A 22,804-nucleotide genomic window follows, 5' to 3' on the forward strand; every position below is an offset into this window, starting at 1 on the left:
AAGAGTGAAGATTGATCCGGCGCGCCGTCACGTCAAGCGATTTGTGAAACCGTGCACATCACGCTTGCGCGCGCGGATGACAAAGCGTCCGATTGGGTGACCGGCGGGCGCTTTGCGAACCCAAAAGGGCAGGTCAGGAGCGTGGTTTGGTCTTTTGCGGATCGTAGTGGGCAAAGGTGACGACCCGCGCCGGCAGCCGCTTGGCATGGCCGTCGAGCTTGCCGATCTCGACCTCCGTGCCGATGGCGGCATGGGTGACGTCGAGCCGCGCCAGCGCGATGTTCTTGTTCAGCACCGGCGAACGCATGCCCGAGGTGACGACGCCGATCTGGGCCCGGCCGACATGGACGCAGTCGCCATGGCCGACGGCGACATTGGCGTCGATGTCGAGGCCGACCAGCTTGGTCTGCGCATGGTCCTTGCGCCGGATCAGCGCCTCGCGGCCGATGAAATCGTCGGTCTTGCTCTTCAGCGGCACGGTAAAGCCGATGCCGGCCTCGAACGGATCGGTCTGGTCGGAAAATTCATAGCCGGCGAAGATCAGCCCGGCCTCGATGCGCACCATGTCTAGCGCCTGCAGACCCATCGGCTTCAGCCCATGCGGCTGGCCGGCTTCCCAGATGGCGTCGAACACCTTTTCGGCGTCGCGCGGATGGCACCAGACCTCGTAGCCGAGTTCGCCGGTATAGCCGGTGCGCGAGACGACGATGGGAATGCCATTGCCGCCACCGATCCTGGCGACGGCGAAGCGGAACCATTCGAGTTCCTCGATCGAGGGCTGCAGCGGCGAGGTCCAGATCACCTGTTTCAGGATGTCGCGGCTCTTTGGCCCTTGCACGGCGATGTTGTGCATCTGGTCCGTGGACGAGCGCACCAGCACGTTGAGGCCGAGCTTTGTCGCCGTCTCGCGCAGCCATTCGCCGGACAGGTCGTCGCCGCCGACCCAGCGGAAATTGTCCTTGCCGAGCCTGAGCAGCGTGCCGTCGTCGATCATGCCGCCATGCTCGTAGCACATGGCGGAGTAGACGACCTGGCCGACGCCGAGTTTCTTGACGTCGCGCGTCAGCGTGTATTGCAGCAGCGCCTCGGCATCCGGGCCGGTGACCTCGAATTTGCGCAGCGGCGACAGGTCCATGATCACCGCGTCCTGCCGGCAGGCCCAGTATTCGGCGATGGCCCCTTCCTTGGCGAAGGAATTGGCCAGCCAATAGCCCCTGTACTCGACGAAGTCGCGTGTGTGCTTGGCAAAGCTCTGGTGAAAGGCTGTCTCGCGGGTCATTTTCGGTTCCGAATCGGGCGTCATGCGTCTGGCGATCGCTCGCGAGAATTTGTGCTGGCCGGAATAGGTCCGCACGTGGATGTCGGTCAGGTCCCAGCCATTGGCCGGTGTCGTGTCGTCGGGACAGGCGGAGGAAACGCAGACGATGTCGGTCAGCGCCCTGAGCAGGACATAGTCGCCGGCGCGCGACCATGGCTCGTCCGACACCATGACGCCATGGGCGTCAATCGCCGTGTTGAAGAAGAAGTTGATCGCCATCCAGCCGGCGCGGGGATTGACGCCCTTGCCGGTGAGCGCGCGGTTGAAATTCTCCGAGCAGTTGGTGTGGCCGGGATAGCCGATGTCGTCGTAATACTTCGCCGCACAGGCGAGCGCGAAGGCGTCGTGCCGGCCGCACGTGTCCTGCACCACCTCGACCAGCGGCTCCATGTCCTGGTCGTAATATTTCGAATGCAGGCCGGGCATCGGATAGCTCGCGCCCATCAGCGTGCGCGTCGTCGTGACGTCGAGCGGATGGTCGAGCCCCTTGTCGAGCTTGCGCGCCGAAAAACACTGGAAGTCGGTGCACTGGCGCCCGTCGACATCGATGATCTGCAGATAGTCGCCCGCCTTGACGAAATAGGATTCGGCCGTCGCCGAATGGACGCGCAGATCAAGCACCGGATCGGCCAGCGGATCGGCAAGCCGGGATTTTGTTTTCAGGCGGATCGTGTTGCGCCGCACGATGACGCTGAGCGGCGTCGCCGTGTCGTGGCCGTCGACCAGCATTGGCCCGCCGGGCGCGGCAATGACCATCGAGCCATCGCGCGCGATCGCGAATGCCTGTTCCGTACCAGCCGGCGCGGCGGCGCCGAACACACGCACCGCCTTGGGCTGATCGAGTTGTACCTGCCGGCGCTCAAGGCCGCGGCGCAGCGATGCGATGCTGTCATCGCCCTCGGCGAGCAACGCCTTGATGCCGGCGGCATTGCTGTTGGATTTCTCGCCGAGAATGCCGGGGTCGGTGACGCCCGACGTGTCCCAGGCCAGCAACTCGCAGGCCTGGCCACCCTCGGCATTGCGCACCGTGACCGTATCGCCGGCCTCGACCTCGATCAGCACCGCCCCATTGCCCTGTACGGTATAGCGCTCCATGCCGGCCGGCAGCGCGATCTGGCCGGGCCTCAGGATGAGGCTGGGCCTGGGCGGTCCGGCAGTGACAGCGGGGTAGGGCGACTGGCTCATCTCAGCTTGCGGTTCGAGAAACTAGTTTGCCTGTGTGTAAAATTATTTTCGCTGAGAGAATAGCAGGGTGGTCGCTTTTGGCAAGGCGCCGCCTGATCTTCCCTTCTCCCCTTGTGGGAGAAGGTGGCCTCGCGAAGCGAGGTCGGATGAGGGGTGTTCCAGGGAACGCAAACGTCTCACTCCGCTGGAACACCCCTCATCCGTCTCGGCGCTATCGCGCCGATCCACCTTCCCCCACAAGGGGGGAAGGAAGGGGGCGTCGCCGCTACGCCAATTCCTCGGGATGCCCGATCTCGACGCCATACTCCGCGGCCGAGTCCAGAATGGTGTGCCACAGGCTCTCGGCAAAGGTCGCGAACACCAGCAGATTGAACACCGCCTGTCCGTCGCGATCCGCGCCGCGCCACAGTGTGACGCTGGTGTGGTCCATCGACGTGGCTGCCGCCGCGCCTACGCCAAAAACATCGGGGTGCAGGTCGATCGACGACAGCTTGGCCAGCATGGTCCGCGCCTTGGCGCCGGAGATGCTGATCAACACCCGCGCATGCGACTGGTCGGAAAGCGAGGCCGAGCCGGTAAAGCCGGGCGCAAGGGCCTCGATCGAATGCTTGCCGCCTGTCGACAGGGCAAGGAACTGATCCGGCCCCGACCAGATCAACGTGGCATCCGCCGCGCCGACCGCGTTCGGCGTTTCCGGAGCAGCAACGCCAAAGCGAGCCTTGGCCGCCTCGGCCATCTCAGCCGCCTTGCCACGCCGCGCCATTACCTGGACTAGGTCGAAATTGCGGATCTCGGTCAGCGACACGCCGGCATCGCCGCTCGCCCCATTAGGCCCGGCAACGAGTGCGCGATCAAGCGGGCTGCGGGTCTCCCAGGAAAACTCAGCCACGCTGGCGCCCTCCATCCGGATCGTAGAAGACGGGATTGCAAATCTCGACGTCATAGTCTTCGCCGCGCAACGGATCGTGCGCATGCACGATCTCGCCGATACGCTCACGGCCGCGCTCGACAAGGGCAAGCCCGATCCAGTGGTCTGATGTCGGCGAGAAGCAGACCGAGGTGACATAGCCCTGGTCGTTATCAGGCCCGGGCGTCTGCCCCTTCGGAATGATGTGCGCGCCGGAGCGTAGCCGTCGCGCCTTGTCGGTCGGCTTGATGCCAACGACCACCTGCCGGTCCGCTGCAATCAGCGCCTCGCGTCCGGCCATGACGCGGCCAATGAAATCCTTTTTGGTCGACATCATCTTGCCGAGGCCAAGATCGGCCGCGGTTGTCGTGCCGGAGAGCTCCGGTCCGGCGACATGGCCCTTTTCGATGCGCATGACGCCGAGCGCCTCGGTGCCGTAAGGCGTCACACCGAACGGATGGCCCGCAATCATCAGATTGCGGGCCATCGCCTCGCCGTAGCGTGCCGGCACCGAAATCTCGAACGCCATTTCGCCGGAGAAGGAGATGCGGAACAGCCGCGCCTTGACGCCGCCGCGCAACGCGACTTCGCGCGCGCCCATGAAAGGGAAACCTTCGTTGGAGAGGTCTTCCGAAGGATCGACGATCTCTTTCAACAGGTCGCGGGTCTTGGGTCCGGCAATGGAGAATTGCGCCCACTGGTCGGAGACCGAGGTCAGCTGGACATCGAGTTCCGGAAACAGCACCTGCCGGCAGAACTCGAGATGCTGCATCACCAGCCCGGCCTTGGCGGTCGTGGTGGTCAGGAAATAATGGTCCTCGGCCAGCCGCGACGTGGTGCCGTCATCATAGACGATGCCGTCCTCGCGCAGCATCAGCCCATAGCGCGCCTTGCCGACGGCAAGATTGGAGAAGGTGTTGATGTAGACGCGGTCGAGGAAGGCGCCGGCGTCCGCGCCATGCACGTCGATCTTGCCCAGCGTCGAGACATCGCAGAAGCCGACGCCGCCGCGCACCGCCTTGACCTCGCGGGTCACCGATTCCAGCCAGTCCTTCTCGCCGGCGCGCGGATACCACTGTGCCCGTTTCCATAAACCGGTGTCGACGAAGATCGCACCCTGCTCGGCGGCCCAGTGATGCGACGGCGTCAGCCGTGTCGCGTGAAAAGTCTCGTCGCGGTGATGGCCGGCGAAGGCGCCGATGGCCACCGGCACGTAAGGCGGCCGGTAGATCGTGGTGCCCGTCTCGGGAATGGATTTGCCCGTGACCGCCGCCATGATGGCGAGGCCGGCGACATTCGAGGTCTTGCCCTGGTCGGTCGCCATGCCAAGCGTGGTGTAGCGCTTCAGGTGCTCGACCGATTCAAAACCCTCACGCTGCGCCAACTCGATGTCGGATGCGGTGACGTCATGCTGCTGGTCGACGAAGGCTTTGCCTTTGCCTGCGACATGCCACAGCGGCGTCAGCGAAAAGGCCTCGTCATCGGCCACCGGCGTGGAGCCTGACCCATTGCCATGTCCGGCATCGCGTGCCGCCGTCACGCCCGCCGCAAAACCTTCGCGCAGGCAGGCGCCAAGTCCGAAGGCACCGTTTGCGGCACCCGCTGCGACCATGCCGGGCGGTGCGCCGTCAGGCACGAAGGCGGCGATGTCGTCGCGCCATTTCGGCCGGCCGCGATGGTAGGAGGTGAGCCCAACGGTCGGGTTCCAGCCACCGGACACGGCAAGCCCGTCGGCTTCCACTTCGGCGCGCGCGCCGCCGGTGAGCGAGACCGAAATCTTGCGCACGCCATTCTTGCCGCCATCGATGCCGCTGACGGAGCCATGCAGAACGGGAAAGCCGCCCTTGCTTGCAAGCGAGCGATGCGCCGGCGAAATCTCCGCGCGCGCGTCGATCACGGCCGCCACTTGCAAGCCGGCACCGAGTGCGGTCTCCACCGTGCGCCAGCCATCCTCGTTGTTGGTGAACAGCGCCATGCGCTTGGCCGGGGCCGCCGCGTAACGTGCGATATAGCTGCGCATGGCGGACGCCATCATCACGCCTGGCGCGTCGTTGCCGGCAAAGACGATCGGCCGTTCGAGCGCGCCTGCGGCGACGACGCAGCGCTTGGCCACGATCCGCCACAGACGCTGCCGCACCTGATGCTCGGGCGGCGAGGGCACGTGGTCGTTGACGCGCTCGATCGCGCCATAGGTGCCGCCGTCATAGACGCCGAACAGCGTCGTGCGCGTCATTATGCGCACGTCAGGCAGAGATCCAAGTTCAGCCAGCGTCCGTGAAAGCCATTCGGCCGCCGGCATGCCGTCGATCGTGCCGCCATCGGCAATCAGGCGGCCGCCGGGGGTAAAATCCTCCTCGCACAGGATGACGCGCGCACCCGTGCGGCCTGCGGCCAATGCGGCCGCGAGGCCGGTCGGGCCCGAGCCGGCGATCAGCACATCGTAATGCGCCCACGCCTTGTCGTAGTAGTCCGGATCGGCGATGCCCGCCGCGCGGCCAAGGCCGGCAGCGCGTCGGATCGCCGGCTCGTAGATCGCTTCCCAGAACTTCGCGGGCCACATGAAGGTCTTGTAGTAGAAGCCGGCGACGAAGATCGGCGCGAACAACTGGTTGACCGACATGACGTCGAAATTGAGCGACGGCCAGCGGTTTTGGCTGGCGGCCTCAAGACCTTCATAGAGTTCGGCCGTCGTCGCCTTGGTGTTCGGCTCGCGCCGCGCGCCGCTGCGCAGTTCGATCAACGCGTTGGGCTCTTCCGACCCCGCCGTCAGGATGCCGCGCGGGCGGTGATACTTGAACGAGCGGCCGACCAGCTTGACGCCGTTGGCAACCAGTGCCGAGGCAAGCGTGTCGCCTTTGAAACCGGAGTAGCTCTTGCCGTCGAAGCGAAAGTTCAGCGGCGCCGAGCGGTCGATCAGGCCGCCGGAAGAGAGGCGATGAGAGGTCATGGTGTCCGGCCTCTCATTTCATGGCGAAGGGCGGCGCCGACGTTAGCAAAATTGCTCATTTCGCCACCTGCCTCGCGCCAGCGCCGGCAGCAGCCTCTACCCCGGAAATCTCGTGCGTCAGCGTGTTGCGGGTGACCTTCAGCCAGGCCCGGCAGCCGCCGCCGTGATACCAGTTCTCGTCCATCACGCCAGCGATATTGTCGCGCAGATAGACATAGTCATAGACGGCGTCCTCGCCGGCGTCGGCCGCCGGCCGCACCGGCTTGGCGTCGCCGAGATAAGTGAATTCGCCGAGTTCGCGTTCGCCGCAGAAGGGACAGATAATGCGCATGGTTCCAGCCGCCTTCAGTGCAGGTTCGGTTGGGCGCCTTGGCCCTTTTCGTCGATCACCGCACCGGTCCGGAACCGGTCGAGGCGGAAGCGCGCGGCCTCCTTGTGCGATTCATCGCGCGCGATCAGATGGGCGAAGACAAGGCCCGAGCCGGGTGTCGCCTTGAAGCCACCATAGCACCAGCCGGCATTGAGATAGAGCCCATCGACCGGTGTCTTGTCGATGATCGGCGAGCCGTCCATCGACATGTCCATGATGCCGCCCCACTGGCGCAACAGCCGCACGCGTCCGATCATCGGGATGATCGCCATGCCGCCCTCGCAGACATCCTCCATCACAGGCAGATTGCCGCGCTGGGCGTAGGAATTGTAGCCGTCGATGTCGCCGCCGAAGACGAGGCCGCCCTTGTCGGACTGGCTGACATAGAAATGTCCGGCGCCAAACGTCATGACGCCGGGGATGAGCGGCTTGATCGCCTCGGAGACGAAGGCCTGCAGCACATGGCTTTCGATAGGCAGGCGCAGGCCCGCCATATCAGCGACGCGCGAGGAAGAGCCGGCAACCGCCATGCCGACCTTGCCGGCGCCGATCCTGCCGCGCGAGGTCTCGACGCCGGTCACCTTGCCGTTCGCGTCCCTGACAAAGCCGGTGACTTCGCAATTCTGGATGATGTCGACGCCAAGTTCACTGGCAGCGTGGGCGTAGCCCCAGGCCACCGCATCGTGGCGCGCCGTGCCGCCGCGCCGTTGCAGCAGCCCGCCTTGCACCGGGAAGCGCGCATGGTCGAAATTCAGGAACGGCAGCATCTTCTTCAGCGCCGGCTGGTCGAGCAGTTCGGCATCGATGCCGTTGATGCGCATGGTGTTGCCGCGCCGCGCATAGGCATCGCGCTGCGCGTCGGAATGATAGAGGTTGAGAACGCCGCGCTGGCTGACCATGGCGTTGTAGTTGAGGTCCTGCTCCATCCGCTCCCACAGCTTCATCGACAATTCGTAGAAGCCGGTGTTGCCGGGCAGGCCGTAATTGGAGCGGATGATGGTCGTGTTGCGGCCGGCATTGCCGGAGCCGATCCAGCCCTTTTCCAGCACCGCGACATTCTTCATGCCGAACTCGCTGGCCAGGAACCAGGCGGTGGCGAGCCCATGGCCGCCGCCGCCGATGATCACCACGTCGTAGCGGTCCTTCGGCGCAGCGTCGCGCCAGGTGCGTTGCCAGTTTTTGTGGCCGGAAAGAGCGGCGCGCGCGAGCGAGAAGATCGAGTATTTCATCAGTTCATTCCGAGGTCGCTCGCACCGCCAGGACGATCAAATGTCCAGCGTGTGGTCGCGCTCCCATTGCGTGAAGTGCGAAGCATAGGAATTCCATTCCTGGTGCTTCAGCTTTAGATATGCCGACGAGAATTCCTCACCCAGCGCCCCCTTGAGCGATTTGTCCTTGTCGAACTCGCGCAAGGCGTCGAGCAGGTTGAGCGGCAGTTTCGGCGCGCCCTTCACCGTGTGGCCGTGCTGGTACATGTCGATGTCGTAGCGCTTGCCCGGATCGGCCTTCGAACGGATGCCGTCGAGGCCGGCGGCGATGATCACCGCCTGCAGGAGATAGGGGTTGGCCGCGCCATCCGGCAGGCGCAATTCGAAACGTCCAGGGCCGGGCACGCGCACCATGTGGGTGCGGTTGTTGCCGGTCCAGGTCACCGTGTTCGGCGCCCAGGTCGCACCCGAAATGGTGCGCGGCGCGTTGATGCGCTTATAGGAATTGACCGTCGGGTTGGTGATCGCGGCGAGTGCGGAGGCGTGCTTCATGATGCCGCCGAGGAAGTTCTTGCCCTTGGCCGACAGGCCAAGCTCCATTGAATTGTCGGCGAAGACATTGGTCTTGCCTGATTTGTCCCAGACCGAGATATGGGCGTGGCAGCCATTGCCGGTCAGACCCTGGAAGGGCTTGGGCATGAAGGTGGCGCGCAGGCCATGCTTTTCCGCGATCGACTTGACCATGAACTTGAAGAAGGAATGCTTGTCGGCGGTCGGCAGCGCGTCGTCGAAAGCCCAGTTCATCTCGAACTGGCCGTTGGCGTCCTCGTGGTCGTTCTGGTAGGCGCCCCAGCCGAGCGCCAGCATGTGGTCGCAGATCTCGGCGATGACATCGTAACGGCGCATGATGGCTTGCTGGTCGTAGCAAGGCTTCGATGCCGTGTCGTATTCGTCGGAGATCGCCTTGCCGTCCGGCGAGATCAGGAAGAACTCGGCTTCGACGCCGGTCTTGACATGCATGCCGTCGGCGGCAGCCTCGGCGATCAGCCGCTTCAGCGTGTTGCGTGGCGCCTGGTCGACCTCCTTGTCGTCCATGATGCAGTTGGCCGCGACCCAGGCGACTTCCGGTTTCCACGGCAATTGGATGACCGAGTCCGGATCCGGCACCGCCAGCATGTCGGGATGCGCCGGCGTCAGATCGAGCCAGGTGGCGAACCCGGCAAAGCCGGCACCATCCTTCTGCATATCGGCGATCGCCTGCGCCGGCACCAGCTTGGCACGCTGGCCACTGAACAGGTCAGTGTAGGAAATCATGAAATATTTGACGCCGTTCTTTTTGGCGAAAGCGGCGAGATCGTTCCCCATTATAGTTCCTCGCTTATGGTATTTCGGGTGTGTGTTAGAAGCCGTTCTTCCCCGGTATCCAGTTGGTGCCGGCCAGCGGCACGCCGGCCATGGCGGCTGCCTCGATCGTCAATGCGACGAGGTCCTCGGGTTCGAGATTGTGCAGGCTGTTCTTGCCGCAGGCGCGGGCGATGGTCTGCGCCTCCAGCGTCATCACCTTGAGATAGTTCGCCAACCGGCGGCCGGCGGCCACGGGGTCGACACGCTTCATCAGTTCCGGGTCCTGCGTGGTGATGCCGGCAGGGTCCTTGCCCTCATGCCAGTCGTCATAGGCGCCTGACGTGGTGCCGAGTTCGTTATACTCCGCCTCCCAGCGGGGATCATTGTCGCCGAGCGCGACGAGCGCTGCGGTGCCGATCGACACCGCGTCGACGCCAAGCGCCATCGCCTTGGCGACATCGGCGCCGTTGCGGATGCCGCCGGAGACGATCAGCTGCACCTTGCGGTGCATGCCGAGATCCTGCAGTGCCTGCACCGCCGGCCGGATACAGGCGAGCGTCGGCTGGCCGACATTTTCGATGAAGACTTCCTGCGTCGCCGCCGTGCCGCCCTGCATGCCGTCGACGACGACGACGTCGGCGCCGGCCTTCACCGCAAGCGCTGTGTCGTAGTAGGGGCGGGCGCCGCCGACCTTGACGTAGATCGGCTTCTCCCAGTCGGTGATTTCGCGCAGCTCGAGGATCTTGATTTCGAGATCGTCGGGACCGGTCCAGTCGGGATGGCGCGAGGCGGAGCGCTGGTCGATGCCCTTGGGCAGCGTGCGCATCTCGGCGACGCGGTCGGAAATCTTCTGGCCAAGCAGCATGCCGCCGCCGCCTGGTTTGGCGCCCTGGCCGACGACCACCTCGATCGCGTCGGCGCGGCGCAGGTCGCGCAGGTTCATGCCGTAGCGCGACGGCAGGTACTGATAGACGAGCTGCTTGGAATGGCCGCGCTCTTCCTCGGTCATGCCGCCATCGCCGGTCGTGGTCGAGGTGCCGGACAGCGTCGCGCCGCGCCCGAGCGCTTCCTTCGCCGGGCCGGACAGCGAGCCGAAGCTCATGCCGGCGATGGTGATCGGAATTTTCAGTTCGATCGGCTTCTTCGCATGCCGCGACCCCAGCACCACGGATGTGTCGCAACGCTCGCGATAGCCTTCCAGCGGATAGCGCGAGATCGAGGCGCCGAGGAACAGGAGGTCATCAAAATGCGGCAGCTTGCGCTTGGCGCCGGCACCTCTGATATCGTAGATGCCGGTCGCCGCGGCGCGGCGGATTTCGGAAAGCGTGTAGTCGTCGAAGGTCGCGGATTTGCGCGGTGTCGTCGGCGGGTTGCGGTACGTCATCTTGCCTCAATACGCGTCGGCGTTGTCGATATTGAAATTGTAGAGCGTGCGCGCCGAACCGTAGCGCTTGAACTCCGACGGTTTGACGCCGGTCACGCCGGCGCGGTCGAGCAGACCCTGCAGCAGGTCCAGATGTTCGGGCCGCATCTCCTTGGCGATGCAGTCGGCGCCCAGACTATCGACCTTGCCGCGCACGAAAAGCCGTGCCTCGTAGATGGAATCGCCCAGCGCATCACCGGCATCGCCCAAAACCACGAGATTGCCGGACTGCGCCATGAAGGCCGACATGTGGCCGATATTGCCGTGCACGACGATGTCGATGCCCTTCATCGAGATGCCGCAGCGCGAGGAGGCATTGCCTTCGATGACCAGCAGCCCGCCCTTGCCGGTGGCGCCGGCATACTGGCTGGCGTCGCCTTTCACCGTTATCGAGCCCGCCATCATGTTCTCGCCGACGCCGGGGCCCGCAGAGCCGTGCACGGTGATGGCGCTGCCCGAATTCATGCCGCCGCAATAATAGCCGACGCTGCCGCGCACATCGATACTGACGGGCTGGTCGACACCGACGGCGACCGAGTGGTTGCCTTTCGGGTTGAGCACTTCCCATGCCGTCTCATTCGAGCCGGCGGTCAGGTTATGGAGTGCCTGGTTGAGTTCGCGCAACGACTGGACGTCGAGGTCGAAGACGCGCGCATGGCTTTCGCGCGTTGCCTTGGAGGTTGCCGGCATGAACTCAATGCTCCCAGAAATAAACGGTTGCGGGCTCCGGTTCCCAGACCCTCGCATTGTCGATGCCGGGCAGTTTGGTCAACGCGCGATATTCCGAGCCGAAGGCGACATATTGGTCGGTCTCGGCCATCACGGCGGGCTTGCAGGCGATCGGATCGCGCACCACGCCAAAACCATTCTTGGTGCCGACGACGAAGGTGAAGAAGCCGTCGAGGTCGGAGAGCGTGCCTTCCAGCGCTTCGCCGAGGTTCTTGCCATGCGCCATTTGCGAGGAAAGGTAGGCGGCCGCCACCTCGGTATCGTTCTCGGTCTCGAATTTCATGCCTTCGCGGACCAGCTCGCGACGGACATTGTTGTGGTTGGACAGCGACCCATTGTGCACCAGGCACTGGTCGGCGCCGGTCGAGAAGGGGTGCGCGCCCATCGTCGTCACCGCCGATTCCGTCGCCATGCGGGTGTGGCCGATGCCATGCGTGCCGGTCATCTTGCGGACATCGAAGCGATCGACGACGGCTTCCGGCAGGCCGACTTCCTTGTAGATTTCAACCGCTTCGCCGGCGCCCATGATGCGGACATCGGGCCTGAGCAACTGGAGGGCTTCACGCGCCGCGTCGACCTTGTCGGGCGTGGTCCTGACCACCGCATGTGTCGATTTCACCGCAATGCTCACCGGCGCTCCAAGAGCCTTGGCGAGTTCGGCGTCCAGCCCGCGGAAATCGCGGTCAGGCTTCGGCGATTGGATGGTGATCTTGGCCTCGTTGCCCGATGTCGCGCCATAGATGGCGATGCCGGCGCTGTCGGGGCCGCGATCGCTGAGCGATACCAGCATCTCCGACAGCATCGCGCCGAGCTTCGGCTCCAGCGCCTTGTCCTTCAGGAAAAGTCCAACGATTCCGCACATGTCAGCCTCCCGACGTTTGTGACTAGAGATGATGTACCGAATGAAATCCTTGAATTCAATGGGATGAAAAAAATTTTCCTCTGGTTACGTATGCGGCTCAATGCCACTCTGCGTAACATCGCCCTCGCGCCGGGCATTATGAGCCCATTTGGCGGCGCGGATACGGGCGATCTTATAGGCGTCGAGGATCGACAGCGCATAGATCAGGAAGCCGCCGGCGTGACGGCCGACGAAGTTGGCATCCGGCGGCGAAATCTTGGCGGTCACCCAGGCCAGGATGACCATGAAGAAAAGGAACTGCAGTCCGCGCACCGGTACGCCAAGAATGACATGCCCGCTTGCCGGCAGCACGATTGCGGCGCCCAGGACGAGATAAGGGCTCACTGGCGCCGGCGAAGTGTTTGAAGTGCTCATGCGGCCTGCCGTTCGCTTCGGTTGATGGCGTCGCGCAGCTTCGAGAGAGATACGAGCAGCCGTTCGATCAGCGTCGCATCGATACGCGTGTCACCGAACGCGGCCTGCCGGAAGACCCCGTAGCGTGCCCGCTCGGCCTCGGCCAGCAGCCACACGATGCGCACTCCGTTTGGCGTGATCAGCAGCTCCTTGGCGCGGCCATCCGCAAAGGGTTCGAGATGACTGGCGATGATGCCTTGCGGGAAACGCGTGCCTCTGCGGTCCGTCCGCAGCACCGCTTCGGCTGGAAATCCCGGAGCTTTCGGCAGCGTATGGTCCAGATGGTCGAAATTGGAGAATGTCGTCGGCGAGCCCGGCCGCATCATCATGTCGAAAACGGCTGGCACCGCGACCTTTTCGGTAATGGACACCGACAGCCAGCGCGCGGGGAGCTTTCGTGTCGCCAGCGTATCGACGATGGTGCGCAACTGGACATGTTGGCCGTTCCACGATCCTTCCCAGGTCAAAACACCTGCCGTGCCCTCCGAGACATTGGCAGCGTCCGCGACGATGGTGCGAATGCTGGCCTCGTCGGCGGCGAGCGCGGCCGAGGCCCTGTCGCGGCTGCGGCGTGCCAGCCACGCAAAGTGAAGGACGAGAGCCAGGACAATTGCCCCGGCAAGCAGTGCTGATGTCACCTCGGACATTTTATCGTGCAAGGCCCATCCAGGTCCTGGACGGGCCTACTCCTATCAATAGCCCTGCGGTTTCGGCCACGGCATGGTGAACTGGTCGCCACGCCGCACGAATTTGTAGCGGTAGAAGTGGAACCACAGCGAAATCAGGAAATAGAAGGCGACCATGGCGATCAACTGCGAGCCGAAGCCGAGGAAGATGGCGAAGAAGGTCACCACGCACAGGCAGAACAGCACGATTGCCGGCAGCGGATGGAAGGGGTGCGTGTAGCCGCGGCGGATCGACCCCAGCGGCCACTTCTTGCGGAACATCATGATGTTGATGCTCATGAAAGTGTACTGCAGGACCCCCGACAGGATCGAGAAGGTGATCGCCTGGTTGAGATCGGCGATGAAGGCGAAGGCCAGCGCGATCGGCAGCAGGAACAGGATCGAGCGGTAGGGCGTGCGGTATTTCGGATGCACCGCCGAGAACCAGCTCGGCAGATAGCGGTCGCGGCCGAGCGAGAACCAGGCGCGCGCCGCGTCGTTGATGCAGCCGTTTGCCGAGGCAAGCGCGGCGAGCAGCGTTGCTATGAACAGAAGGTTCTCGAGCAGCGGGCTTCCGGTCAGCTTGCCGGCATCCCACAGCGGATAATAGGTGATGCCGAGATATTCCCAGGGCATCAGCGAGGCGCAGACATACCAGGTCATGGCGGCGGCGATCAGTAGCGTGATCATGCCGGCCATCGTGCCGTAGGGCAGCGAGCGTGCGGGCGAGCGCACTTCTTCGGCCGCCTGCGTTGTGCCTTCGATGCCGAGATAATACCAGATGCCGAACTGGAAGGCGGCAATGACGCCGATCCAGCCATAGGGCAGCGCGTTTCCTGGAGTGACCAGTTCGTTGAGCTTCAGCACCGCGCCTTGCGTCCACGGGCTGACCGAGAAGAACAGGACGACGATCGAGACATAGGCGATTGCCGTGATGACGAAATTGACGTTGAGCGTCATCAACACGCCGCGATAGTTGAGCCAGGCCAGCACCACGATGGTGGCGGCGATGAAGGAATTGTGGGTTAGCCCTTCGACTCCGGCCTTGGCGACGATCGTATCGCCGAGCAGGATGGCGTCGGATACTTCCAGCATCGTGTAGGCAAAGACCAGGAACAGCGCGACGTTGAACGCCATCAGCGGGCCCACGATGTGCTTGGCCTGCGCATACTGCCCGCCGGCGGCGGCGACAGTCGACGTCACCTCGGAATCGATCATGGCCACCGAGGTGTAGAGCAGTCCGACGACCCAGCACACGATCAGGGCCGCCAGCGCGCCGCCCTTGTCGGCCGAGAAATTCCAGCCGGTGAACTCGCCGACCAGAACGATGCCGACACCGAGCGCCCAGACATGGGCCGGGCCGAGCACCCGAAGCAGCGATACCCGGTCGCCGTGAATTGTGGTGGTGATGTTGTTTTCAAGCGCGACCGTCATCGATCAATCCCCACTCAGATCCGGTGTTTTTCGGAAGCGGCTTCAAGCTCGCCTTCACGCGACGAGGTCAGAACGTCCTCGGAGTAGTTTGTATCGATCTTGAACCAGTCGTAGAGCATCCACAGCGCGAGCACGATCGAGATGCCCCAGCATGCGTAAGAGAGTGCCACCCACATGATCGTGTCCCCAAATTCTTCGTCGCCAAACTCTATTTGTCGTCGAACTTCTCGTTGATGACATCGCGATATTCGCGGTCGGATGCCCGGAACAGGAACACGAAATAACCGATCAGGACGGCCGCCATGATGATCAATGTCGGCCAGTCGATGATGTAGTGGAACCGGTTCTGGATGATGTCGTGCGCGGTCTCCGGCGTATAGCCGAGCTTTTCCCAGATCGAGGCCATGGTCGGATTCTGCCCGAGCGCTTCCCAGGTCTTGGCATCGAGTGCATCGATGGATTTTGCGGCCCCGGCAAGACCAAGCTTCAGCGGTAGCCACAGTGCCACGAAGATGGCGACCACGACAACGGCGATGTCGAAGACTTGCCCGGCCTTGCTCTGCTCCGGCGGCGTGTAGCGGGACATTGTTTCTCCCCTCAGGACTTGCGGTTGCGGGACGCGTCGGCGTTCTTGATGTCGAGCCCGTAGATGAACTCCTTGTCTTCCTTGTAGTGTTTGACCATCGCCAGGATGGCCGCCGTGTTGAAGATGAGCACCGCGGCGGCGGCCAGGGCTACGACGGCCTTGATGCCGCCCTGGGGAATGTGTGGCCAAGTCATGAGGAGGACGAAGAGGATCGTCGCCCACAGGCAGACGATCAGAAGCGCGGATCCGCGCAAATCGGAGCGGTACAGCGCTTCGATGCGCTGCTGCAGGTCTGACATCGGTTTTCCCCTTCTTTGCCGACGCCCGGTTCCGAATCCACCGCCCGCCGCCCTCTTTCAAGAGAGTGAAATTTTTTTCATAAGTTCCGCTCGAATCCCCGACTTGTCAAGACGAATTTACGTAGAGTTAACCGCTCGCTTCGAGTGAACAATTTTGCCTGACAATGAAATTATTTGCTTCAAGGGGATTGCAGGCTTCCCGCGTTTGCGGTCAATATTCCATCCAAAGCTCCGGCCTCGGGCAAAGGAGCAGGGAACAGCATGATTTTCGAACGGAGGACGAGCGGATGACGGCATCCTGGAGATTTTCAACCCTGGCGGATCGCCATCGCGCTCTGGGGTCGAAGCTCGAAGACTGGAGCGGAATGGGCACCGCCTGGACCTATGACAAGGATGCCGATGAGGAATATGTCGCCATCCGCACCAAGGCCGGACTTATGGATGTTTCCGGCCTGAAGAAGGTTCACATCACAGGGCCGCACGCCTCGCACCTGATCGACCTCGCCACCACGCGCGACGTGGAGAAAATCTATCCCGGCAAGTCGGCTTACGCCTGCATGCTGAACGAAGCGGGAAAATTCACCGACGATTGTATCCTCTACCGTACCGGACCGAATTCCTGGATGGTGGTGCACGGCTCGGGCACCGGCCATGAGGAATTGCAGCGAGCGGCCATGGGCCGCGACGTGTCGCTGCGCTTTGACGACAATCTGCACGATCTGTCGCTGCAGGGGCCGACGGCGGTCGACTATCTGGCCAAGCACGTGCCGAGCATTCGCGACCTCAACTACTTCCATCACATGCAGACGCAGCTCTTCGGCTTCCCCGTCATGATCTCGCGCACCGGCTATACCGGCGAGCGCGGCTACGAAATCTTCTGCCGTGGCCAGGATGCCGGCACGATCTGGGACAGAATCCTCGAAGAGGGCAAGGGGGCCGGCATCATTCCATGCCGCTTCACCACGCTCGACATGCTGCGCGTCGAGAGCTACCTGCTGTTCTACCCCTACGACAATTCGCAGAAATACCCGTTCGACAATGAAGGCCCCGGCGACACGCTGTGGGAACTCGGCCTCGACTTCACCGTCAGCCCCGGCAAGACCGGTTTTCGCGGTGCCGAGGAGCACTATCGCCTGAAAGGCAAGGAGCGCTTCAAGATCTACGGCGTCCTGCTCGACGGCAAGGAGCCAGCCGATGAAGGCGCGCCGGTCTATCGCGACGGTAAAAAGGTCGGCGTGGTGACCTGCGCCATGTATTCGCCGCTGGTCAAGAAATCGATGGGCATCGCCCGGCTCGACGTCGACTGCGCGGTCAAGGACACCAAGCTCGAAATCCGCAACGAGAGCGGATCGATCAAGGCGACGGCGCAGCCCTTGCCGTTCGACGATCCCAAGAAGACCAAGCGCACGGCGAAAGGCTGAGGCATAATCGACAGCGAGGGTTTCGAGGCACAAAGACAGAATGGCAGCCAAGACCATCATCAGCCGGCCCATTTACGGGACCCTGTCTCCGCAGGCGGGCAAGCATCATCTTTTCGTGGCGGATGCCGAAGGCGCGCTCGCGATAAAAGACATGGCCGCCAGGGCTCCGGCCGGATTCTTCGACGGAGCCGAAATCGTCTTCATTGCCGGTCCCGACGGCAAATACGTTGCCGCTCTCGAAGCCTTGGAGCCGGCGCAGCTGCACATCGCGCCGTCCTTCGCCAGCCTGCTGCCGCGTCTGAAGCAGACCTTGACCAACGCGCATATGGGTCTGCGCCTCTATCTCGCCGGCACCGAAGGGCTGATCGGCCAGGCCATGCAGGTGGCGCTCGAAGCCGGCATCGACCACACCTCCATGCAGACCGAGCATCGCGGCTCGCTGGCGCGGCGCATGCAGTGCGTGCACTGCAAGGGCATTACCGAAAACGTGACGACGCAGCCGGCGACCTGCTCGCATTGCGGCCTGCTGCTTTTGGTGCGCGATCACTATTCCCGGCGCCTTGCCGCGTTCCAGGGCGTCTGCATCAATGCCGAAGACCGCAGTGAAATTCCTCCGATGGAGGAGATCTTCCGATGAGCACCGGCACCACCAAGCTCGATGTCGTGGTCAGCGACGTTGTCCCGGTCAATGACCTGGTTACCCGCTTCCATTTCCGCCGCCGTGACGGCGAGTTGCTGCCGACCTTTTCAGGCGGCGCCCATGTCGTGGTCGAGATGCGCGATGGTGAGCGCACCAGGCTCAATCCCTATTCGCTGATGGGCTCGCCGCTCGACACGCGCGAGTATACGATTTCGGTGCGCCGCGACGATGTCGGGCGCGGCGGCTCGCTGTTCATGCACCGGTCTGTCAAGCCGGGCCTGGAGATGGTGATCAGCTATCCGGTCAACTTGTTCTCGCTCGATCTCAGGGCGAAAAAACACCTGATGCTGGCGGGCGGCATCGGCATCACGCCCTTCATGGCGCAGACCGCGCAACTGGCTGGCGAAGGCGGCAATTTCGAACTGCATTACACCTGCCGCACCGCCTCGCTTGGTACCTATGCCGACCTGCTCCGGGAACGCTACGGCCGTCGGGTCCGGCTCTACCACGATGACCTTGAGGAGCGTATCGATCTCGACCGGCTGTTGTCCTCGCAACCGCTCGGCACGCATCTCTATGTCTGTGGCCCTGCCGGCATGATCAACTGGGTGCGCGACCGCGCCGCCGCGCTCGGCTGGCCGCAGGAGACCGTGCACTACGAGCATTTCGCGGCGCCCCAGCCCGGCCTGCCATTCGACGTGAGGCTCGCTGTCAGCGGCAAGACCATCCGCGTCGGCTCACAGCAGAGCCTGCTCGAAGCCATCGAGGCGGCCGGCGTCGATCCACCCTATCTCTGCCGTGGCGGCGTCTGCGGCCAATGCGAGACCAACGTCATCTCGTGCGACGGCAAGTTCATCCACAACGACCATTGGCTGAGCGAGGAAGAGCACCGTTCCGGCAGGAAGATCATGCCGTGCGTGTCGCGCTTCGAAGGCAGGTCGCTGGTGCTGGAACGGTAGAGCATTTTGCAGCCAAGTGGATACTTGGCGTCGCAGAAATGCGGCTAAAACAAAGAGATAGAGCGGGCATCCCGCTCTAGGAGGAATTGATGGGCATCACCTTTCGCAAGGAAACGTTCCGCGACGACTTCACCTTCAGGAACAGCCCTGAGCACATCAGGCGGTTTCCGTTCCCGTTCCACGAAGACAGCTACATGTATGCCGTCAATATCGAGCCGCATGTCGTCGGCCCGAAGGGCTCGGTGCTGGAGAACCTGATCGACGTCGACGAACACTATGTCGCCGAGATGCAGGACCGCGCTTTGGTGCTGGCAGAGGATCCGCTGCGCTGCCAGTCGCTGCCGCACATGACGCTCGCCGGCTGGGATCTGCTGGAACTTTTGATGGAGCAGCAGGCGCTGGGTTACCCCGAGCATTTCACGCTGAAGCGCGACGGCGATCGCTGGCGCTGGATCAACCGGCCGCTCGGCATCGATGACACCTTCACCTTCGGCGACACCTCGACTTTGCCTTACGGGCCGATGGAATACATCACCCGCCAGAGCCAGGGCGATTTCTGCATCCTCGACCAGCGGGACGGCAATCTGTGGATGGATGCCGGCATGGTCACCACCCAGGCCGACTGGTCGCTCGATTTCGATATCGGCATGAATTTCTTCGAGTGGCACGCGCCGGTGCCGCTGGCGCATGAGAAGGGGATTTTCGTCAGGGCGCTAAAATTCCTCACCAATATCCAGCAGGGCAAGCCGGCCAGGCGCCTGAACTGGACGATGACCATCAATCCGCGCCTCGATACCAGCCCCGAAAACTACCACAAATGGGGCCCGGACCGGGCAACGGTGACGCCCGAGAACGTCGGCGACAAGGTGCACCTGCGGGTCGAGTTGCAGAGCTTCTGGCGGCTGCCGCGCTCCAACGGCATCGTCTTCCCGATCCGCTGCTACCTGATCAAGATGGACGAACTGGTGACGCAGCCGAAATGGGCGCGGCGCCTGCATCGCGTCATACGCGACCTGCCGGAGGAACTCGCCACCTACAAGGGCTTGACGCGCTATCGTTCGACGCTGGTCGAGTGGCTGTCGAAGCTGGATGATGGGAGCGCGACATCACAGGGGTTTGGGCCGGATTGACCTCCAAAGACTTGGGTTCCTCGCCCCCGCCAGAGGCGGGGAAGAGGTGTCCGCGAAGCGGACGGAGAGGGGCCTTCGTAGGGCGCTCCCCTCTCCGTCTCGGCTTCGCCGAGCCACCTCTCCCCACTACAGGGGCGAGGAACCAAGTGCCTAACCCGCGCTATTCTGCGGATAGCAGATAATCGAAAGGTACCGCATCGGCAGCCGCGTGAGCTCTTCCGGCCCGTGCGGCGCGTCGGCGTCGAAGAACAGGCTGTCGCCGGGCTTCATCGGATAGAGGTTGCTGCCATGCCGGTAAACGACCTCGCCCTCGAGCATGTAGAGGAACTCCATGCCCTCGTGCTGGAAGGTCGGGAACACGTCGGAATCCTCGGTCAGCGTGATCAGATAGGGTTCGACCACGACACCGCTGGTGTTGGAACCGATATGGCCGAGCAGATTGTACTGGTGGCCGGCGCGCGTGCCGCGGCGTTCGACGTCAAGGCCTTGGCCGGCCTTGACGAAGACAGCGCTGCGTTCTTCCTCGAAACGGCGGAAGAAGGCGGTGACGGGAACGCCGAGCGCCCGCGACAGCGCCTGCAGCGTGGTCAGCGATGGTGAGGTGATGCCGTTCTCGATCTTGGACAGCATGCCCAGCGAAATGTCGGTGGCGACGGCGAGATCGGCGACGGTGATGCCGAGCTTCTTGCGGAAGGCCCGCACCTCGCGGCCAATCGCCACCTCGAGCACTTTTTCGCGGGTATCGCGGATGGCGTGCGGGTTCTGCGTCAGCGGCGCCCGGATGGTCTTGCCGTCCGCCGAGACCTTTGGCTGCGGCTTTGGTTTGGCGCCGGCAAGCCCGGCCTTGGTACTGTCTTTCGCCATGTCGCCCCCCGGACTTCGCGGATTTATTTCACTCTAGGTGAACATGTCAGGTGGCGATACAACAGCGCAACCGCAACGGCAAGCCGTCTTGTGGCGCATGCGCCGGTCCTTTGAGTGCGGCCGTGGCCGGTTATTCGCCAGGAATCGATTGTGCGCAAATGCCGTTTCCGCAGATCGCTGTTGACAGCACGGAAGGGCCAATTACTGTCCTGTCAGTGAAATTTGTTTCGCTGGGGAAATCAAAAAAGAGGAGGCCCTGGAATGAAAACTCGTGTTGCCGTCATTGGAGCCGGGCCGTCCGGTCTGGCTCAGCTCAGGGCCTTCAAGTCGGCTGCCGACAAGGGCGCCGAGATTCCCGAGATCGTCTGCTTCGAAAAGCAGTCCGACTGGGGCGGCCTGTGGAACTACACCTGGCGCACCGGGCTCGACGAACATGGCGATCCCGTGCACGGCTCGATGTACCGCTACCTCTGGTCGAACGGGCCGAAGGAATGCCTGGAATTCGCCGACTACACGTTCGAGGAGCATTTCGGCCGGCCGATCGGCTCCTACCCGCCACGCGCCGTGCTGTGGGACTACATCAAGGGCCGCGTCGAGAAGTCGGGCCTGCGCAAATGGGTGCGCTTCAACAGCCCGGTGCGCATGGTCACTTTCTCGGACGAGACCAAGAAATTCACTGTCACCGCGCATGACCGGACCAACGACGTGACGTACTCCGAAGAGTTCGACAATGTCGTTGTTGCCTCCGGGCACTTCTCCGTGCCCAACGTGCCTTATTTCGAGGGCTTCTCGACCTTCAACGGCCGCATCCTGCACAGCCATGATTTCCGCGACGCGATGGAGTTCAAGGGCAAGGATATCCTGATCATCGGCCGCTCCTATTCGGCCGAGGACATCGGTTCGCAATGCTACAAATACGGCGCCAAATCGATCACCTCCAGCTATCGCTCCAAGCCGATGGGTTTCAAATGGCCGGAGAATTGGAAAGAGGTGCCGCTGCTGCAGAAGGTCGTCGGCAAGACGGCGCATTTCAAGGACGGCACGACCAAGGATGTCGATGCCATCATCCTGTGCACCGGCTATCTCCATTCCTTCCCCTTCCTGACCGATGACCTCAAGCTCAAGACAGCCAATCGCATGTGGCCGCTCGACCTCTACGAGGGCGTGGTCTGGGAGAAGAACCCGAAGCTGTCCTATATCGGCATGCAGGACCAGTTCTACACCTTCAACATGTTCGACGCGCAGGCCTGGTTCGCCCGCGACGTCATCATGGGCCGCATCAAGCTGCCCTCGGCCGAGGCGATGGCGGCGCATGGCGCCAAATGGCGCGCCCGCGAGGAGACGCTTGAGGACGCCGAGCAGATGATCTGGTTCCAGGGCGACTACACCAAGGAATTGATGGACCAGACCGACTATCCCGGCTTCGACGTCGAGGCGGTCAACCAGACCTTCATGGAATGGGAGCATCACAAGGCGGATGACATCATGGGCTTCCGCGATCATTCCTATCGCTCGCTGATGACCGGCACCATGGCGCCGCTGCACCATACGCCGTGGCTGCAGGCGCTGGACGATTCGATGGAGAGCTATCTCGAGGTGAAAGGCGTCGCGGCCGAGTAGTGGCCCAGGAGGCGGGCTTTGGCGTCAGTCTGGCACCACGACCCAGCCGTGGCGGCGCTTGTCGTAGACTGACTTTGTCGGCGCCGGGAAGGACGGATCGGCGAAACAGCCGACGGCCACGGCGACCGCCTCCGGTTTTCGTGACGGATACCAGAACACGGTCGACCCGCACGCTCCGCAGAAATGGAAGCTGATCGGGAAGCCGCTGTCGGAATCGCGTTGGAATGTCTTCGATAGGCCCCGGATATTGGTCGCGGCGGCGTCGAAGAAGGCCGCGATGCCAAACGGACTGCCGGTCCGCCGCTGACAGTCGAGGCAATGGCAAAGCGACACCATGGTCGGCTCTTGCGGGCAATGTATCTGCAATTGTCCGCAGGTGCAGCTGGCTACCCTGCTGGTCATTCTCTTCTCTCCTTTTTGGTGGTATCGGCGGTTGAGTT

General features: G+C 63.1%; 22 protein-coding genes. 5 read left to right on the forward strand and 17 right to left on the reverse strand.

The features are described from left to right. Nucleotides 1–133: 133 nt before the first annotated feature. From EN861_RS20280 to EN861_RS20350, 15 genes are all read right to left on the reverse strand, one after another. Complete coding sequence (locus tag EN861_RS20280) at nt 134–2,503, reverse strand: aminomethyltransferase family protein (RefSeq protein WP_135865224.1); 2,370 nt, start codon at nt 2,501–2,503, stop codon at nt 134–136. A 265-nt stretch (nt 2,504–2,768) separates the two neighbouring features. Beyond that, nucleotides 2,769–3,392 (reverse strand): sarcosine oxidase subunit gamma family protein, encoded by a 624-nt coding sequence (locus tag EN861_RS20285; RefSeq protein ID WP_135865226.1) that lies wholly within the window; start codon nt 3,390–3,392, stop codon nt 2,769–2,771. Further along, nucleotides 3,385–6,357 (reverse strand): sarcosine oxidase subunit alpha, encoded by a 2,973-nt coding sequence (locus EN861_RS20290; RefSeq protein ID WP_135865228.1) that lies wholly within the window; start codon nt 6,355–6,357, stop codon nt 3,385–3,387. The genes EN861_RS20285 and EN861_RS20290 overlap by 8 nt, the downstream gene beginning before the upstream one ends. A 55-nt stretch (nt 6,358–6,412) precedes the next feature. After that, nucleotides 6,413–6,688, reverse strand: coding sequence for a sarcosine oxidase subunit delta (locus tag EN861_RS20295; RefSeq protein WP_135865230.1), 276 nt, complete (start codon nt 6,686–6,688; stop codon nt 6,413–6,415). A gap of 14 nt (nt 6,689–6,702) precedes the next feature. Then, the gene (locus EN861_RS20300) at nt 6,703–7,956 is read right to left on the reverse strand and encodes a sarcosine oxidase subunit beta family protein (protein WP_135865232.1); all 1,254 of its coding nucleotides are present in this window, start codon (nt 7,954–7,956) and stop codon (nt 6,703–6,705) included. A 36-nt stretch (nt 7,957–7,992) separates the two neighbouring features. Beyond that, nucleotides 7,993–9,300 carry a type III glutamate--ammonia ligase gene (glnT, locus tag EN861_RS20305; protein WP_135865235.1) on the reverse strand — a complete coding sequence of 436 codons (1,308 nt, stop codon included), beginning with the start codon at nt 9,298–9,300 and terminating at the stop codon, nt 7,993–7,995. Nucleotides 9,301–9,334: 34 nt separating this feature from the next. After that, the gene (locus tag EN861_RS20310; RefSeq protein ID WP_135865237.1) at nt 9,335–10,663 is read right to left on the reverse strand and encodes an FMN-binding glutamate synthase family protein; all 1,329 of its coding nucleotides are present in this window, start codon (nt 10,661–10,663) and stop codon (nt 9,335–9,337) included. 6 nt (nt 10,664–10,669) lie between these two features. Further along, a complete protein-coding gene (locus EN861_RS20315; RefSeq protein WP_127280853.1) occupies nt 10,670–11,392 on the reverse strand; it encodes a GXGXG domain-containing protein in 723 nt (240 codons plus the stop codon). 4 nt (nt 11,393–11,396) lie between these two features. Beyond that, nucleotides 11,397–12,293 carry a glutamine amidotransferase family protein gene (locus EN861_RS20320; RefSeq protein ID WP_127280852.1) on the reverse strand — a complete coding sequence of 299 codons (897 nt, stop codon included), beginning with the start codon at nt 12,291–12,293 and terminating at the stop codon, nt 11,397–11,399. A gap of 84 nt (nt 12,294–12,377) precedes the next feature. Next, a complete protein-coding gene (locus tag EN861_RS20325) occupies nt 12,378–12,707 on the reverse strand; it encodes a hypothetical protein (RefSeq protein WP_127280851.1) in 330 nt (109 codons plus the stop codon). Next, entirely contained in the window at nt 12,704–13,393 is a 690-nt protein-coding gene (locus tag EN861_RS20330; RefSeq protein ID WP_189343696.1) for a hypothetical protein, read from the reverse strand. The genes EN861_RS20325 and EN861_RS20330 overlap by 4 nt, the downstream gene beginning before the upstream one ends. 45 nt (nt 13,394–13,438) lie before the next feature. Further along, a complete protein-coding gene (locus EN861_RS20335; protein WP_127280936.1) occupies nt 13,439–14,845 on the reverse strand; it encodes an APC family permease in 1,407 nt (468 codons plus the stop codon). Nucleotides 14,846–14,859: 14 nt separating this feature from the next. Continuing rightward, nucleotides 14,860–15,021 (reverse strand): hypothetical protein, encoded by a 162-nt coding sequence (locus tag EN861_RS20340; protein WP_127280937.1) that lies wholly within the window; start codon nt 15,019–15,021, stop codon nt 14,860–14,862. A 32-nt stretch (nt 15,022–15,053) separates the two neighbouring features. After that, entirely contained in the window at nt 15,054–15,431 is a 378-nt protein-coding gene (locus EN861_RS20345) for a hypothetical protein (RefSeq protein ID WP_127280938.1), read from the reverse strand. A gap of 11 nt (nt 15,432–15,442) precedes the next feature. Further along, a complete protein-coding gene (locus EN861_RS20350; protein WP_135865239.1) occupies nt 15,443–15,730 on the reverse strand; it encodes a hypothetical protein in 288 nt (95 codons plus the stop codon). 287 nt (nt 15,731–16,017) lie between these two features. On the opposite strand from EN861_RS20350, the gene EN861_RS20355 reads away from it, so the two are divergent. The 4 genes from EN861_RS20355 to EN861_RS20370 all read left to right on the forward strand — a co-directional run bounded on the left by EN861_RS20355 (nt 16,018) and on the right by EN861_RS20370 (nt 19,880). Then, entirely contained in the window at nt 16,018–17,151 is a 1,134-nt protein-coding gene (locus tag EN861_RS20355) for an aminomethyltransferase family protein (protein ID WP_135865241.1), read from the forward strand. Between the two features lie 40 nt (nt 17,152–17,191). Then, complete coding sequence (locus EN861_RS20360) at nt 17,192–17,788, forward strand: dimethylamine monooxygenase subunit DmmA family protein (RefSeq protein WP_127280545.1); 597 nt, start codon at nt 17,192–17,194, stop codon at nt 17,786–17,788. After that, entirely contained in the window at nt 17,785–18,750 is a 966-nt protein-coding gene (locus EN861_RS20365) for a PDR/VanB family oxidoreductase (RefSeq protein WP_127280546.1), read from the forward strand. The genes EN861_RS20360 and EN861_RS20365 overlap by 4 nt, the downstream gene beginning before the upstream one ends. A gap of 89 nt (nt 18,751–18,839) precedes the next feature. Then, nucleotides 18,840–19,880: a DUF3445 domain-containing protein gene (locus tag EN861_RS20370; RefSeq protein WP_135865244.1), complete on the forward strand. Its 1,041-nt coding sequence runs from the start codon at nt 18,840–18,842 to the stop codon at nt 19,878–19,880. Nucleotides 19,881–20,030: 150 nt separating this feature from the next. Here EN861_RS20370 and EN861_RS20375 read toward each other — a convergent pair whose 3' ends face one another. Then, a complete protein-coding gene (locus EN861_RS20375) occupies nt 20,031–20,744 on the reverse strand; it encodes an XRE family transcriptional regulator (RefSeq protein WP_127278422.1) in 714 nt (237 codons plus the stop codon). 261 nt (nt 20,745–21,005) lie between these two features. Between EN861_RS20375 and EN861_RS20380 the strand changes: the two genes are divergently transcribed. Next, nucleotides 21,006–22,364 (forward strand): NAD(P)/FAD-dependent oxidoreductase, encoded by a 1,359-nt coding sequence (locus EN861_RS20380; protein WP_127278421.1) that lies wholly within the window; start codon nt 21,006–21,008, stop codon nt 22,362–22,364. A 24-nt stretch (nt 22,365–22,388) separates the two neighbouring features. Here EN861_RS20380 and EN861_RS20385 read toward each other — a convergent pair whose 3' ends face one another. Then, nucleotides 22,389–22,766 (reverse strand): GFA family protein, encoded by a 378-nt coding sequence (locus EN861_RS20385; RefSeq protein WP_127278420.1) that lies wholly within the window; start codon nt 22,764–22,766, stop codon nt 22,389–22,391. Nucleotides 22,767–22,804: the final 38 nt, after the last annotated feature.

It is taken from the genome of Mesorhizobium sp. M8A.F.Ca.ET.218.01.1.1, from assembly GCF_004791165.1.
Classification (GTDB): Bacteria; Pseudomonadota; Alphaproteobacteria; order Rhizobiales; family Rhizobiaceae; genus Mesorhizobium.